The sequence below is a fragment of the Pseudomonas pisciculturae genome (genome assembly GCF_015461805.1).
GTDB lineage: Bacteria > Pseudomonadota > Gammaproteobacteria > Pseudomonadales > Pseudomonadaceae > Aquipseudomonas > Aquipseudomonas pisciculturae.
Map to the genome: position 1 here is coordinate 439,696 of NZ_JACVZE010000003.1, position 14,393 is coordinate 454,088.

General features: G+C 59.4%; 14 protein-coding genes. 8 read left to right on the forward strand and 6 right to left on the reverse strand.

Annotated features, from left to right (window positions below):
- From ICY20_RS10985 to relB, 4 genes are all read right to left on the reverse strand, one after another.
- Entirely contained in the window at nucleotides 1–1,593 is a 1,593-nt protein-coding gene (locus ICY20_RS10985; protein ID WP_194937472.1) for an ArnT family glycosyltransferase, read from the reverse strand.
- Nucleotides 1,594–1,680: 87 nt separating this feature from the next.
- Nucleotides 1,681–2,646, reverse strand: coding sequence for an arsenic resistance protein (locus ICY20_RS10990; protein ID WP_159960356.1), 966 nt, complete (start codon nucleotides 2,644–2,646; stop codon nucleotides 1,681–1,683).
- Nucleotides 2,647–2,727: 81 nt separating this feature from the next.
- Nucleotides 2,728–2,997 (reverse strand): type II toxin-antitoxin system RelE/ParE family toxin, encoded by a 270-nt coding sequence (locus ICY20_RS10995; protein WP_159960379.1) that lies wholly within the window; start codon nucleotides 2,995–2,997, stop codon nucleotides 2,728–2,730.
- On the reverse strand, nucleotides 2,987–3,178 hold the full coding sequence (relB, locus tag ICY20_RS11000) for a type II toxin-antitoxin system RelB family antitoxin (RefSeq protein ID WP_159960358.1): 192 nt from the start codon (nucleotides 3,176–3,178) through the stop codon (nucleotides 2,987–2,989). Before relB ends, ICY20_RS10995 begins: the two co-directional genes overlap by 11 nt.
- Before the next feature lie 343 nt (nucleotides 3,179–3,521).
- Here relB and ICY20_RS11005 point away from each other — a divergent pair, with 343 nt between their 5' ends.
- Nucleotides 3,522–3,935 carry a hypothetical protein gene (locus ICY20_RS11005; RefSeq protein WP_194937473.1) on the forward strand — a complete coding sequence of 138 codons (414 nt, stop codon included), beginning with the start codon at nucleotides 3,522–3,524 and terminating at the stop codon, nucleotides 3,933–3,935.
- Nucleotides 3,936–4,052: 117 nt separating this feature from the next.
- On the opposite strand, the gene gabP is transcribed toward ICY20_RS11005, so the two are convergent.
- Complete coding sequence (gene gabP / locus ICY20_RS11010) at nucleotides 4,053–5,444, reverse strand: GABA permease (RefSeq protein WP_194937474.1); 1,392 nt, start codon at nucleotides 5,442–5,444, stop codon at nucleotides 4,053–4,055.
- Nucleotides 5,445–6,000: 556 nt separating this feature from the next.
- On the opposite strand from gabP, the gene ICY20_RS11015 reads away from it, so the two are divergent.
- The 5 genes from ICY20_RS11015 to ICY20_RS11035 all read left to right on the forward strand — a co-directional run bounded on the left by ICY20_RS11015 (nucleotide 6,001) and on the right by ICY20_RS11035 (nucleotide 10,206).
- On the forward strand, nucleotides 6,001–6,774 hold the full coding sequence (locus ICY20_RS11015) for an ABC transporter ATP-binding protein (protein WP_124419064.1): 774 nt from the start codon (nucleotides 6,001–6,003) through the stop codon (nucleotides 6,772–6,774).
- 13 nt (nucleotides 6,775–6,787) lie between these two features.
- On the forward strand, nucleotides 6,788–7,540 hold the full coding sequence (locus ICY20_RS11020; RefSeq protein WP_159960362.1) for an ABC transporter substrate-binding protein: 753 nt from the start codon (nucleotides 6,788–6,790) through the stop codon (nucleotides 7,538–7,540).
- A 74-nt stretch (nucleotides 7,541–7,614) separates the two neighbouring features.
- On the forward strand, nucleotides 7,615–8,310 hold the full coding sequence (locus ICY20_RS11025) for an ABC transporter permease (RefSeq protein ID WP_159960364.1): 696 nt from the start codon (nucleotides 7,615–7,617) through the stop codon (nucleotides 8,308–8,310).
- 38 nt (nucleotides 8,311–8,348) lie between these two features.
- Nucleotides 8,349–9,038 (forward strand): ABC transporter permease, encoded by a 690-nt coding sequence (locus ICY20_RS11030; protein ID WP_122485672.1) that lies wholly within the window; start codon nucleotides 8,349–8,351, stop codon nucleotides 9,036–9,038.
- Complete coding sequence (locus ICY20_RS11035; RefSeq protein ID WP_159960366.1) at nucleotides 9,019–10,206, forward strand: methyltransferase; 1,188 nt, start codon at nucleotides 9,019–9,021, stop codon at nucleotides 10,204–10,206. Before ICY20_RS11030 ends, ICY20_RS11035 begins: the two co-directional genes overlap by 20 nt.
- Nucleotides 10,207–10,434: 228 nt before the next feature.
- Here ICY20_RS11035 and bcsQ read toward each other — a convergent pair whose 3' ends face one another.
- Nucleotides 10,435–11,409 (reverse strand): cellulose biosynthesis protein BcsQ, encoded by a 975-nt coding sequence (gene bcsQ, locus ICY20_RS11040; RefSeq protein ID WP_194937475.1) that lies wholly within the window; start codon nucleotides 11,407–11,409, stop codon nucleotides 10,435–10,437.
- 267 nt (nucleotides 11,410–11,676) lie between these two features.
- Between bcsQ and lapG the strand changes: the two genes are divergently transcribed.
- Together lapG and lapD are read left to right on the forward strand one after the other, a co-directional pair.
- A complete protein-coding gene (lapG, locus tag ICY20_RS11045; RefSeq protein ID WP_194937577.1) occupies nucleotides 11,677–12,393 on the forward strand; it encodes a cysteine protease LapG in 717 nt (238 codons plus the stop codon).
- Nucleotides 12,394–12,404: 11 nt separating this feature from the next.
- Nucleotides 12,405–14,351, forward strand: coding sequence for a cyclic di-GMP receptor LapD (gene lapD, locus ICY20_RS11050; RefSeq protein ID WP_194937476.1), 1,947 nt, complete (start codon nucleotides 12,405–12,407; stop codon nucleotides 14,349–14,351).
- Nucleotides 14,352–14,393 lie beyond the last annotated feature (42 nt).

A 14,393-nucleotide genomic window follows, 5' to 3' on the forward strand; every position in this document is an offset into this window, starting at 1 on the left:
TCATCTCAGCAAAAACACCATCAACGGATTGTCATTCAGCCGCCCCTCAAAATCCGGCACCTGACTCTCCAGTGGCGTACCACGCAACAGCGCCGCCTCCTTACGCGCCACAATCACCCATGCCGGCCGTGGCAGCGCACTCAATCGCCCAAGCTGGTCACTACCAACAAACGCCGGCTGCTCGTCGTGATCCAGGTTCATCATGTAGCGCACCGCCCAGGTGTCCCGCCCCAGATCGATAAACACCAATGGCCCAGGCTGCGTGACACGCAGCGTCTCGACCTGAGCGACAAAGGCCCGGGTATCGAACTGCAAGTCCTTGGCCGGCTCCACCACTTTCACCAGCAACAGCCACTGCGCAATCAACGCGATAAGGCTAAGCCACACCAACCGCCCCGCGCGCCGCCACGCAACCAACGCCGCCCCTTGCAGCACCACCAGCACGCCAATCAATAACGGCAGCGAAACGTTCGGCCAGTAATCGTGCCTCTGCCACTCATGCCGGCACACAAACACTACAACCACGCATAACGCCGGTAGCGCCACGACAAGCGCTTCGTAGCATCGACGCACGCCCGCGAGCCATCCTTGCGCCTGGAGCAGCCCATAGGCGGCGACAGCTGCAAACATCGGCACCATCGGCAAGATGTAATACGCGCGCTTGAAGTGCGGTATCGACAACCCGAGTAAAATCATCAGGCCGCAAGCGCCCAACCGCGCCACCATTTGCATATCGCCCGCGAACCGCTCAGGCCAGCGATGACGCAGCCCGATCATTGCCGCCAATGCCAACGGCACCACCGGGAAATAGCGGTAAAGACTTAGTTGAAAGTAGAAATAGAACGGCTCGCCGGCTTCATCCAGGCGCCCACCAACTTGCATCTTGAACACTTCGTCAGCGAACGCGTCACCACCGCTGATGCGCGCCAGCTTCACCAACAACCACCAACAGGCTGCCAGCAACACCAAACCAACGACGCCATGGATCAACACCTGCTTAACCCGCTCCCCAGGCCTGCCCAGCGCCCAATACACGCACACCACGCCACACACCTCGATCAAGCCCAGCGGCCCGCGTATTGCAAAGCCCAGGATGAACAGCGGGAACACCGCCAACCGTCTCCAGCGCCCACCGCTGTGCAGCAGGTAGAAACTGCCGACACAGAGCAGCGCCACCATCTGGTCCAGGCACACAGAGCGGGATTTTTCGAGCAACTGGGTCGTGAGTAGGGTCAACAACACTGTGAGCAACGCCCACTGGCGGCTGGACGGCACCAGCAAGCGATAGATCAGCGCAACCACGCCGGCGGACGCCAGCGCAGTGGGCAACACGTTCGCCAAATGATTGGGCGCACCAAACAGCCGGGCGAATACATAACTTAAGAAAGTAGCGGTGCCAGGGTAGTCCGCGTAGGGCTGGCCGTAAGTCGTAGGGAAAAGACTTGCTCCATGGCGAAACATTTCCTGCAGGAACAACGCCCAGCGGCCGTCAAAGCCTTGGGGCTGCTGATCCCAGATGCCAAGGGTGAACAGCAACAGGGCGAACAGGAAAATCCCGAAGGACTCCAGGCGAAAACGGCTGCGGTGATCCATCGGTTGACCTGTCAGGTGAGGGGCGCCGACCTATGGTGCCGACCACCCTGCTGAATAGCGCCTGAACAGGGTTGAACATTCCCGCGCTTACCGACCTGTGGGCCACACCAGCGCAGGGATCAGGCGGATGTAGATCAACTCCCCGACCAACTCGACCAAGGTTTGCAGGATCACAACCGTGGCGGCCAACCCACGCACATCCTCGGGCAAGGCCAGCGCCAGGGGCAGCACCACCAGCGAATTGCGCGTCGACGCACTGAACGTTACCGCCCGTGCCGTCACCGCGGGCAATGCCAACAACCGCGAAGCCAGCATCCCCAGCAGCGGGGCCAGCAGCAGGAAGCCGACGTACACCGGGATCACCGGCAATAGCAGGTCGATATCGCGCACCACCGACGTAATCTGCGAAGCAATCACCACCCACAACACCAGCGCCATGGCCGGCACCGGCAGCCAGGCCCAGGCGTCGTTCCAGGCCCTGACCACACCGGATCGCTTCGCCAGTGCAGTGGTTAGAACCGCCAGCAGCATCGGCACCACGATCAACAGCAGAAACGCCTCAACAAACGGCCCCGCCTGCACCACCACCTCAGACTGCGCGCCCAACATCAACCCCAGGTACACCGGCAACAGCGCCAACTGCAACAGCAACAGCACCGGCGTTGCCGCCAGCATCAATCGCGAATCGCCCTTGCCGATATGGGTAAACACCACCACGTAGTCGATGCACGGCGTGAGCAATACCAACAACGCCCCCATCAGCAACGCCGGGCGCTCTACCAGACCACGGGTCAACGCCCACACCAGCACGGGCACCAGAATGAAGTTGGCCAATAGCAGCGCTGACAAGAAACGCTTGTTACTCAGGCTACTGCGCAACTCGAGAAACGGGATTTGCAGGAACATCGCGTACATCAGCACGGCGATGGCGGGTGTGACCAGTACGTTGAGACCGTGAGCCAAGGAAGGTTCGAACAAACCGAAGGCAGCGGCCAGGAGGACGGCGACGAAGTAGAGAGGGATCTGGTTGTGTTCGAGGGTGTCGCGGGTCATCGAGTAGCTCTGCTGGCTTGCAATCACGCAAGGCTATTCGGCTAGAGGATCAAGGTCGAGAGAAAAAAGGCAACCAGGCTCTCAAGGATATTCCTGACGAGCATGCAATACCGTCACCACTTCGATCCAATCAGTTATTCGATACACCACCAAGTAGTTAGGGTGCACAACAATTTCTCGAGTACCTGGAATCCTACCCATGCGGTACAGATATGGATGATCAGGAAGCGCAGTTGTGGCAGCCTCAATGGCTTCGTTCAAATCGCTGGCTGCAGCAACATTACGTTCAATTATGTATTCAAGAATTACCCTGAGTTCAGCACGGGCCTCGGGCCGCCACTCAACCCGCATCGTGCGTTTTTCTCTTCGATTCAATCAAAGCGCGCATTTCAGCCATTACCCGATCATGCGGGATATTTGGACGAGGATCATCAATCGACGCCTGCACCTTGGCACGAAACCAACGGTCATAGCTGGCAGCCTGCTCTTCTGTTTCAAACTCTGAAACGATTGGAGAAAGTGGGATGCTCATAAAGACCTCCGTAGTGGACGCCTGCAAGTCTAATCGGTCCATGGTTTGCTGTCGTTCCTCTCAGATGTATGGCCTTATCAGTGAGCGCCGAAGATTAGTGACCTCACCGCAGGACGCACAAGTGCTGGCAAACTGAACAACTGTTACCAAAAAACAAGAATCGAGGGCCGCAAAAAACAGGTGGCACATTTCGCATTCTTGCGCAGCGAGTAGCAAGACAGTCTGTTGCCCATTGCATTGGCATGACTTCAAAACGGCCAATTAACGCCAGACACCCTTGGGATTTGCCTCAACCTGCGCTTCAATACCCAACCTAGATCCAGAACCCAAGGACGTTGAGCCTATGGCCTCGCCAAACAAGCAGCAAAAACGCGCCCAACGGGCCAAGACCAAGGCCAAGCAGAACCGTACCCAGCGTGCCGTCGCCACCAAGCCGGATGCATTCGCCGGCGATGACAGCCGTATCGACCTTGAGTCGGTGGATTTGATCGACCTGTTTATCGAGATGCGTGCCGCCGGCGAGACCAGCCAGCAGGCGCTGTGTGCGGTATTCCTGGCGCACCCGTTGCTGGCATTGGTGCTGGAGCAGGAAGGTGAAGAGGAAGCCACTGACTTTATCTTTGCGGTGCTGATCGAGTATCACCAGTGGGCAACCGATACCGACGATGAAGCGAGCGCACTGGCGTGGATCGAATCGCCGCAGTTCCAGGCCGATTACGTGGCAGCCTCCCAGGCACTGGCCAGCGCTGAAGACTGATACAAAACCAGTGTGGGAGGGGGCTTGCCCCCGATTGCAGTGTGTCAGCCAGCCTATCAGGCACTGATACACCGCCATCGGGGGCAAGCCCCCTCCCACATTTTTGAGCGCATTTCGTCAGCTAGTTACAGCGGCACCCACCTTCTGCACCTTGCGACGGCTCGACACAAACAACCCTGCCGCCACCACCAGCAAGCTCAGCACGCCAGTCGCGATGATCTCCACGCGGTGCGCTTCCTGGAACAGCATGATGGTCAACGTACCGACGATGAACACCATCACCGCATAGGTCAGGCCTGGGAACAGCCACATCTTGAAGACGATTTTCTCGCCTGCGGCCGTGCGCTTCTGGCGCATGCGCAGTTGCGACACTGCGATCACCAGGTACACCAGCAACGCAATGGCGCCAGAGCTGGCCAGCAGGAACTCAAACACAGCAGCCGGGGCCACATAGTTGGCGAATACCGCCAGGAAGGCTGCGCCGGTGGACAACATCACCGCCCAGTAAGGCGTACCGCTCTTATTGGTGCGCTTGGCCACAGCCGGTGCGTCACCGCGACGACCCAAGGAAAACAGCATGCGTGAAGCGGTATACAGCGCCGAGTTCAGGCAGCTGGTCACGGCAACCAATACCACCAGGTCGACAATCAGCTTGGCATTCGGGATGCCCATGCGTTCCAGCACGGTCTGGTAAGAACCCACCGCTGCCAGGGTCGGATCGTTCCATGGCACGAGGGACACCACGATGAAGATCGACAGCAGATAGAACAAACCAATCCGCCAGATCACCGAGTTGGTGGCCTTGGTGATTTGCTGGCCAGGGTTCTTCGATTCAGCGGCGGCGATGGTGACGATCTCGGTACCCATGAACGAAAACATGGTAGTCAGGATTGCCGCCAATACCGCGCCCATGCCGTTGGGCATGAAGCCTTGAGTGTCGAACAGATGGGAAACACCGCTGACTTGGCTGGTAGGCAGGAAGCCGAAAATCGCGGCCAGGCCCAGGATCACAAAGCCCACGATGGCCACGACCTTAATCAGGGCAAACCAGAACTCGAATTCGCCGTAGTTCTTCACGCTGAACAGGTTGGTTGCCGTCAACAGCAGGGTAATGATCAGGGTGAAGGCCCAGATTGCGATATCAGGGAACCAGGCATGCAGGATGGTCGCGGCGGCGTTGGCTTCCAATGGAATTACCAGCACCCAGAACCACCAGTACAACCAGCCGATGGTGAAACCGGCCCAGTGACCGATGGCGCGGTCTGCATAAGTCGAGAACGAACCGGTGTCTGGCGATGCCACGGCCATTTCGGCCAGCATGCGCATGACCAATACCACCAGAGTGCCCGCAGCGGCATACGCCAGCAGTACGGCAGGCCCGGCGGCAGCAATCGCGTGGCCGGAGCCAACAAACAAACCGGCACCAATAACGCCGGCAATCGACAGCATGGTGACGTGACGCGGTTTGAGCCCCTGTTCGAGGTCATTGGAGCTTTGCGTACTACTCATTGACACACCTTTACGAGGAATTGCGAAAACGGTCCGCCCGGCCTGGGAGCTCTCTCGTGAAAAGAAACCAACAGGGCGTTCTTTATTTTTTACGCAAGATTTGCGCCAAAATATTACAAAGCCGTAATTGACGCGGGCTGTAGGACGTTCCAACAAGCATCGCAAGTCATTGAGAACAATGGCATTCCGCTATAGCGTTACCGAGCGACTCACTTTCAAGACGAAAATGCGCACCAAAAACACACACAAAAAGTACGTGACGCCCCATATGAGGGCTGATAAGCACCGTTTGCCCGATTGACCCTTCCAACACCCGGCCAAAGCTGGCACCATCGCGCCCTTTTTTACGCGAAGCCTGCGGTTTTATTCGGTTCAAACGGATGTTCGGTTGTTGATGGCGCGACACCCTGCTGTGCCGATGCGACACCCTGCCGCACACCGCCCGCTTACCGCCTGCCGCGCTGTTGGCTGCCAGATAAACGCTATGCTAGCTTGGCGCCTCGCCAGGAAGGCGGCCCAACAGCGTCGAACGCAACGAACACAATGAGGACCCCCCATGGCCGAGGCCGCGCCCGCGCTAGAAATCCGCAACTTGCATAAACGCTATGGTGAGCTGGAGGTACTCAAAGGTATCTCGCTGACCGCTCGCGACGGCGATGTGATCTCGATCCTGGGTTCCTCCGGTTCCGGCAAGTCCACGTTCCTGCGCTGCATCAACCTGCTGGAAAACCCACACCAGGGCCAGATCCTGGTAGCCGGCGAAGAACTCAAGCTCAAGGCGGCCAAAAACGGTGAGCTGATGGCCGCCGACGGCAAGCAGATCAACCGCCTGCGCAGCGAAATCGGTTTTGTGTTTCAAAACTTTAACCTGTGGCCGCACATGAGCATCCTCGACAACATCATCGAGGCCCCACGCCGCGTGCTTGGCCAGAGCAAGGCCGAAGCCATCGAAGTGGCCGAAGCCCTGCTGGCCAAGGTCGGCATTGCCGACAAGCGCCACGCCTACCCTGCGCAACTGTCTGGCGGCCAACAGCAACGGGCAGCCATCGCACGTACCTTGGCGATGCAGCCCAAGGTCATCCTGTTCGACGAGCCCACTTCTGCCCTTGACCCGGAAATGGTTCAGGAAGTACTTAATGTGATCCGCGCACTGGCCGAAGAAGGCCGCACCATGCTGCTGGTCACCCACGAAATGGGCTTCGCCCGCCAAGTGTCCAGCGAAGTGGTGTTCCTCCACCAAGGCCTGGTCGAAGAGCAAGGATCGCCACAGCAGGTGTTTGAAAACCCGCTTTCGGCGCGCTGCAAACAATTCATGTCCAGCAACCGCTAACGGAGCAACATGCATGCAGAACTATAAAAAATTCCTTCTGGCCGCGGCCGTCTCGATGGCGTTCAGCGCCACGGCCATGGCAGAAACCTTGAAGATGGGGATCGAAGCGGCTTACCCGCCGTTCAACAATAAAGACGCCAGCGGCAACGTGGTCGGCTTTGACAAAGACATCGGCGACGCCCTGTGCGCCAAGATGAAAATCGAAAAGTGCGAAGTGTACGTGTCCGACTGGGACGGCATCATTCCGGCCCTGAACGCCAAGAAGTTCGACTTCCTGGTGTCTTCGCTGTCGATTACCGATGAGCGCAAGCAGGCTGTCGACTTCACCGACCCGTACTACTCCAACAAGCTGCAATTCATCGCGCCTAAAGCCACCGCCGACTTCAAAACCGACGCCGGCTACCTGAAGGGCAAAGTCATCGGTGCACAGCGCGCAACGCTGGCCGGTACTTACCTGGAAGACAAGCTGCCAGACACCGAAGCCAAGCTCTACGACACCCAGGAAAACGCCTACCTCGACCTGACGTCCGGCCGCCTGGACGGTATCCTCGCCGACAAGTACGTGCAGTACGAATGGCTCAAGAGCAAAGACGGTTTGGCCTACGAGTTCAAAGGCGACCCGGTTGTAGAAAGCGACAAGATCGGTATTGCCGTACGCAAGGGCGACCCACTGCGCGAACGCCTGAACAAAGCCCTGGCAGAGATCAAGGCAGACGGCACCTACAAGAAGATCAACGACAAGTACTTCCCTTTCAGCATCGAATGATCTGAACGGTATGCCCGGCGCGCTCACGTGAGCGCGTCGGCTTTTAGCAATGCCTGCCGCGATATGAAAAAACCATGAATTTCGATCTCTACGGATTCGGCCCGGCGCTTGCTGCTGGCGCGCTGATGACCGTCAAACTGGCGCTCACGGCCCTGTGCCTGGGGCTGGTGCTCGGCCTGGCCGGCGCCTTGGCCAAGACATCCCCGTACAAGCCGTTGCAATGGCTGGGCGGCGCTTATTCGACCATTGTTCGTGGCATTCCCGAACTGCTCTGGGTGCTGCTGATTTACTTCGGCACGGTCAACCTGATGCGTGCCCTTGGCGAGTTTTTCGGTAACCCCGACCTTTCCCTCAGTGCCTTTGCCGCCGGGGTCATTGCCCTTGGCCTGTGCTTTGGTGCCTACGCCACGGAAGTGTTCCGGGGCGCGATCCTCGCCATTCCCAAGGGCCACCGCGAAGCCGGTGTGGCGTTGGGGCTGTCGAAGTTTCGGATCTTCACCCGCCTGATCATGCCGCAGATGTGGCGCATCGCCCTGCCGGGCCTGGGCAACCTGTTCATGATCTTGATGAAGGACACCGCGCTGGTGTCAGTCATCGGCCTGGAAGAAATCATGCGCCATGCTCAGATTGGCGTGACGGTGACCAAGCAGCCGTTCACCTTCTTCATGGTCGCGGCATTCATGTACCTGGGCCTCACCGTGATAGCGATGACCGGCATGCACTTCCTGGAAAAACGCGCCGCCCGCGGCTTTGCAAGGAGCACCCAATGAGCGGCGAATACAGCTGGCTGGCGCATTTCGACCTGGGCTTGAATTGGGCCGTGATCATCAAATGGCTGCCTAAACTGGCCCAGGGCGCGACGCTGACCCTGGAGTTGGTGGCGATCGCCGTGATCGCCGGCCTGCTGCTGGCCATTCCATTGGGCATCGCTCGTTCGTCCCGACGCTGGTATGTCAGCGCCCTGCCCTACGCCTACATTTTCTTCTTCCGTGGCACGCCGCTATTGGTGCAGTTGTTCCTGGTCTACTACGGCCTGGCGCAGTTCGATGCCATACGCACGAGCTTCATGTGGCCCTACCTGCGCGATCCGTTCTGGTGCGCCACCGCCACCATGACCCTGCACACTGCCGCCTACATTGCCGAGATCCTGCGCGGCGCGATCCAGGCCATCCCGCCAGGCGAGATCGAAGCGGCGCGTGCCTTGGGCATGTCCAAGCCCAAGACGCTGTTCTACATCATCCTGCCACGCGCCTCGCGCATCGGCCTGCCGGCCTACAGCAATGAAGTGATCCTGATGCTCAAGGCCAGCGCCCTGGCCAGTACGGTGACCTTGCTGGAACTGACCGGCATGGCACGCACGATCATCGCCCGCACCTACTTGCCGGTGGAGATCTTCTTCGCCGCCGGCCTGTTCTACCTGTTGATGGCCTACATTCTGGTACGCGGCTTCAAACTGCTGGAACGTTGGCTGCGCGTCGATGCATGCCAAGGGCGTTGAAGCGCGCTTCGCGGCGCTGGATAGGTTTCTGACCGAGCACCAAGGGCTGTGGCGACCACGGCCCTTTACGCATCTGCATCTCCCCTGGGAAACCCAACACCCTGAGTTGGCCCAGTGGCTGCGCCAACGTTCGCTGGCCGATGCCGAAAGCGCCCATAACCACCCCCACGATTTACCCGCCCCTGCGCCTTTTCCGCAGCTTGCCGCGCAAGCTCGTCAGCTCAGTGCTGTGGATAAGTTACCGAGCCTGCCCCTGGCACCCGCACGCCATCGCTTGAACGTCGATGTACCGGGCCGCAAATGGCAACAGATTGAAGCCTTCGGCGCCGCCCTGACGTTCAAACACACACCCACGCACTGGCTCGACTGGTGCGCCGGCAAGGGCCACCTGGGTCGTCGCCTGCTGCAAACCGGGCAACACCTCACCTGCCTGGAATACGACCCGGCGCTGATCGCCGCTGGCCAGGCCCTGAGTGATCATCACGGTTTGCCCGTAACCCATTGCCAACAAGACGTGATGGCCAACGTGGCGCTCAGCCCCGACCACACCCCCGTCGCCCTGCACGCCTGCGGCGACCTGCATGTACGCCTGCTGCAACTGGCCAATGCCGTCGGCTGCAAACACCTGGCGGTAGCGCCCTGCTGCTACAACCGCATCAACGCCGACACCTACCAGCCGCTCTCCAACGCAGGCCGCGCTTCAACCCTGCAATTGTCGGTGGATGATCTGGGCCTGCCGCTCAGCGAAACCGTCACCGCCGGTAACCGCGTGCGCTTGCAACGCGATACGTCCATGGCACGGCGTTTGGGTTTTGATCAGTTGCAACGCCAACTGCGCGGCTGCGACGAGTACCTGCCCACGCCCTCGTTGCCTGCTGGCTGGCTGGACAAACCGTTTGCCGACTATTGCCGAGAGCTAGCGAGCCGCAAGGGGTTATCCACAGGTCAAGAAAATTGGGAGGCGCTGGAAGCTTACGGCTGGCGTCGCTTGGCCGAGGTCAGAAACCTGGAACTGGTGCGTGGTCTGTTTCGGCGCCCGCTGGAGCTGTGGCTGGTACTGGATCGGGCATTGTTTCTTACCGAAAACGGCTACAGGGTCGAGGTTGGCAGCTTTTGTGACGCGACACTGACGCCACGCAACTTGATGGTGCTTGCCGAGCGCGATTAAGGGGCGAAATTGTCGCAGTCCAGCCTGTGGATAACTCTGTTGATGGAATATTTACAGAGCCCGCTGCTGTCTGCATTACGGGTTAAAAGCATCACTGATCATTTTTTGTTCAGGCGATAAAAAGGCACGTAAAACAGGCAGTTGCGACGTGTTGAGAACAGCTCCACAAAATGGCTGTTCGATGACAAGTGCATCCAACCAATTGTGCATAAGCATCTGACGTAACGCCTATAACGCCCCAGCAGCCCGTGCGCTTCGGGCCGCGAGTAACAGCCGACACAGCTCGTGAATGTCATCGCTGGCCGAGCTTTTGGCCACGTTATCCAGTGGGTCTGTAGCAAAGGCTAACGCTTCGCCGATAGACGGATCACGATGAACGACCTCAAGCAGGTTTTCATTCAGGCGCTGCTTGAACGCATCGACCATGTCCAGGTTGAAAGCAGAATGCTCATCCAACTGGTTGATCACAAAATGACAGCGCGGCGAGCGCTCACGTTCAAGGTAGGGTGCGAGCAGTATGTCCATCTGTTCCAACGTACCGAGGCACGCGGCGTCCGGCTGAACCACCACCAACACATGGTCGGCCAGGTTCAATGCCTGGTGCAGGTAGACGTTATTACCCGCGGGCGTGTCGATGATCACAGTGTGGCGCTCGCTCAGCCCAAGCACCGACAAGTGCTGCGCCAACCAATTGGGCTCTCGGGTCATCCAGCGCTGAAGGTTTTCTTGCTGTTGGATATCGATATCGCCAAAGGGCATCACCTGGCAACCGGCGAACCCGGTTTGCAGGAGGGTTTCCCATTTGACGTTGATCAGGCTGCTGCGGCCAATGCCGGGCAGCTCGTGGTCCACCCCAAAGTGCTGACGCAAGGCATTCTGAGGGTCGAGGTCCAGCGCCACTACGGACTCACCGAGGCGCTGCAAGCCGCTGCTCAGGGCCGTGACCAGGGTACTGCGGCCGACCCCGCCATTGATGGAGACGAGTGCCACCACGGCAGGGCGCGGTGTGTTTGCATCGAAAGGCTGGAGGTACTCATGGCCGTAAGGGGCATTGGCGCTAAAGCGCGAGCCATCCTTCCTGTTCGCGCGAGTGCCATCATCGAACGGGATGGTCCCAAAAAAATGCAGTCTCGCATTGCGCCCTTTAGGGTCACGGGAAACGCCCTTACCAAAGAGGGCGAACAAATCATCAGTGCGGCTCATGGCCGAAGCTCCTTCACGGCGCGTTTAAAGACGTGGGAGGTCGGCAAGAAAACAAGATTCACCGCAGTCTTTTTGTAAGCGCTTTCGTTGGATCATTTTGTGTCAGCTTCGGACGGGTGTCATTATTTTGATGAAATCTTGATCAACCTTTCAGACGAGCGGAAATCAGCCAATTTACTGACGCCCGCATACCACAAAAAGCGTCAAAGTGATTTCACCGTGCCATTGTTTTTTACCCGCTATCACCGCACCATTGCCGCACCTTCAATGCTGCAAGCTTGGGTAATCGCAGTGGCGATACGCTTTAAACCCCCTCGGATTCTCTACGGTTTTGCCATCACGCTGATGCTGGGTGGCGGGCTGCTGGGCGATTTGCTTGCCGATTGGGATTTCAGCCAGATCAGCCAACGCGCGCAAACGCTTTACGGACCACTGGGTGCCGGGCGCCAACGCATCGATGCCTGGCAACAACTGTTGTCGACCCAACGCCAGATCGGCGAGCTTGAGCAGCTTAAGGTGGTCAATCTGTTCTTCAACCGGCAGATGAAATACGCAGAAGATATCGACCTGTGGCATGAGGTTGATTACTGGGCCACGCCCATTCAAAGCCTGTTGAAAGGCGCCGGCGACTGTGAAGATTACGCCATCGCCAAATACTTCAGCCTGCGCCACCTCGGCATCCCGGCGGACAAGCTGCGCATCACCTACGTAAAAGCCCTGCGCCAGAACCGTGCGCACATGGTACTGACCTACTATGCGAGCCCCGAAGCCATGCCGCTGGTGCTCGACAGCCTGATGGACCCGATTTTGCCCGCCAGCCAGCGTACCGATCTGTTGCCCGTGTACGCGTTCAATGGTGAAGGCCTGTGGCTGACCGGCGCGGCGGGCAACAAGAAAGTCGGCGATACCAAACGCCTGTCACGCTGGCAGGATGTGTTGAAAAAAATGACCGCCGAAGGGTTTCCGGCCAGTTCGGATAATTAACAGGAGCAACAATGTCTCTGTTCAAACAATTGCTGATCGCTATCTGTGTGTTCCTGGTCGTCGCCTTCAGCGGTAGCTTCGTGGTCAGCCTGGAAAGCTCGCGAACCCAGTACGTCAACCAGTTGCGCTCCCACGCCCAAGACGCGGCCACCGCACTGGCGTTGTCGTTGACCCCCAACATCGACGACCCGGCGATGACCGAGTTGATGGTCAGCTCGATCTTTGACAGCGGCTACTACGCCAGCATCCGCGTGGTCGACCTGAGCAATGACCAAGTGCTGGTGGAGCGTGCGGCCGAGCCGGACGCCAGTGGCGTACCCGCCTGGTTCGTGAACATGATCGGCCTCGCGCCCGCCGGTGGTGACGCCATCGTCAGCCGTGGCTGGCAGCAGGCGGCGCGGGTGGAGGTGGTGAGCCACCCGATGTTCGCCATTGCCAAACTGTGGCAGAGCGCCTTGGGCAGCCTCGGCTGGCTGCTGCTGTGCGGCGCGGCGAGTGCGGTACTCGGCGCCCTGCTGCTGCGTCGCCAGCTCAGGCCTCTGGACTATATGGTCGAGCAATCCCACGCCATCGCCCGCCGCGAGTTCCTTAGCCTGCCCGACCTGCCCCGCACCCCGGAACTGCGTCGCGTGGTGCAGGCCATGAACCAGATGGTCGAGAAGCTCAAGGCGCTGTTCCACGAGCAGACCGAACGTAGTGAAAAGCTGCGCGTGGAGTCGTATCAAGACAGCCTGACCGGGCTGGCCAACCGTCGCTATTTCGAGATGCAGCTCAGCGCCCGAGTCAGCAACCTGGAAGAGGCCAGCTCCGGTTATCTGCTAATGCTTCGGGTCAACGACCTGGCCGGCCTGAACCAGCGCCTCGGCGGGCAACGCACCGACCAATTGCTGCAAGCCGTCAGCCAGCAACTGGTGCGCACCTGCGCCAAATACCCGGAAACCCACAACCTGATCACCCGCAGCCGTGGCGGCGAGTTCGCCGTGCTCGCCCCAGGGCTGGTACGCGATGAAGCCCGGCAGTTGGCCCAGGAACTGGAAACCACCTTGCAGAGCCTGTACGAAACCGGCGCCACCGACATGCCCACCGTGGCCTACATCGGCCTGGCCCCCTACAACCCCGGCGACGCCTCAGCCGACCTGCTGATGCTGGCCGACCAAGCCCTTGTGCAGGCAGAAGCCAGCAGCGGCCAGAGCTGGGTTTGCCTGGAGCACCAGACCCCCGACACCGTCAGCGATGACCCACACAGCTGGCACAACCTGCTCGACACGGCCCTGACCCAGGGGCGCTTCCGACTGTTCTTCCAGCCGGTAGTCAGCAGCACCGATACCCAGCAGGTGCTGCATTACAAAGTGCTGTCGCGCTTGCTCGACAATCAGGACCAGACCATCGCCGCGGGCCACTTCCTGCCGTGGCTGGAGCGCTTCGGCTGGACCGCCCGCCTCGACCAACTGATGCTCGACCTGGTGATCAAACAACTGGCCCAGCACAACCAGTCGGTGGCACTGAACCTCTCTGCCGCCACCTTGAACGACCCGCAGGCCCTTGAGCATATCTTCGAGCGCCTGGCCCAGCACCCGGCGCTCGGCCCGCGCCTGATCCTGGAAATCGGCGAAGAACAAGTGCCCGAACAATCCCAGCTTGAGCTGATGATCCGGCGCATGCGCAACCTCGGCTACAGCCTGGGCCTGCAACGTTTCGGCGGGCGTTTCAGCATGATCGGCAACCTGGCGCACCTGGGCCTGGCCTACCTGAAAATCGACGGCAGTTATATCCGCGCCATCGACCAGGAAAGCCACAAGCGTATCTTTATCGAAGCGATCCAGCGGGCGTCCCACAGCATCGACCTGCCGCTGATTGCCGAGCGCGTGGAAACCGAGGGTGAATTGCGGGTAATCCGCGAGATGGGCGTAGAAGGGGTGCAAGGCCAACTGGTCGGTGAACCGGCGCCCTGGAAGTAAAACGCGCCTCCTTGACGCTTATGCCGTGAAGGAGGGGGTGCC

Coding starts and splice junctions, on each gene's coding strand:
- relB (WP_159960358.1), bottom strand. CDS start 3,178: ATGAGCATCCCACTTTCTCCAATCGTTTCAGAGTTTGAAACAGAAGAG.
- lapG (WP_194937577.1), top strand. CDS start 11,677: ATGCTGCAAGCTTGGGTAATCGCAGTGGCGATACGCTTTAAACCCCCT.
- ICY20_RS11025 (WP_159960364.1), top strand. CDS start 7,615: ATGAATTTCGATCTCTACGGATTCGGCCCGGCGCTTGCTGCTGGCGCG.
- ICY20_RS11020 (WP_159960362.1), top strand. CDS start 6,788: ATGCAGAACTATAAAAAATTCCTTCTGGCCGCGGCCGTCTCGATGGCG.
- lapD (WP_194937476.1), top strand. CDS start 12,405: ATGTCTCTGTTCAAACAATTGCTGATCGCTATCTGTGTGTTCCTGGTC.
- bcsQ (WP_194937475.1), bottom strand. CDS start 11,409: ATGAGCCGCACTGATGATTTGTTCGCCCTCTTTGGTAAGGGCGTTTCC.
- ICY20_RS11005 (WP_194937473.1), top strand. CDS start 3,522: ATGGCCTCGCCAAACAAGCAGCAAAAACGCGCCCAACGGGCCAAGACC.
- ICY20_RS10990 (WP_159960356.1), bottom strand. CDS start 2,646: ATGACCCGCGACACCCTCGAACACAACCAGATCCCTCTCTACTTCGTC.
- ICY20_RS10995 (WP_159960379.1), bottom strand. CDS start 2,997: ATGCGGGTTGAGTGGCGGCCCGAGGCCCGTGCTGAACTCAGGGTAATT.
- gabP (WP_194937474.1), bottom strand. CDS start 5,444: ATGAGTAGTACGCAAAGCTCCAATGACCTCGAACAGGGGCTCAAACCG.
- ICY20_RS10985 (WP_194937472.1), bottom strand. CDS start 1,593: ATGGATCACCGCAGCCGTTTTCGCCTGGAGTCCTTCGGGATTTTCCTG.
- ICY20_RS11035 (WP_159960366.1), top strand. CDS start 9,019: ATGCATGCCAAGGGCGTTGAAGCGCGCTTCGCGGCGCTGGATAGGTTT.
- ICY20_RS11015 (WP_124419064.1), top strand. CDS start 6,001: ATGGCCGAGGCCGCGCCCGCGCTAGAAATCCGCAACTTGCATAAACGC.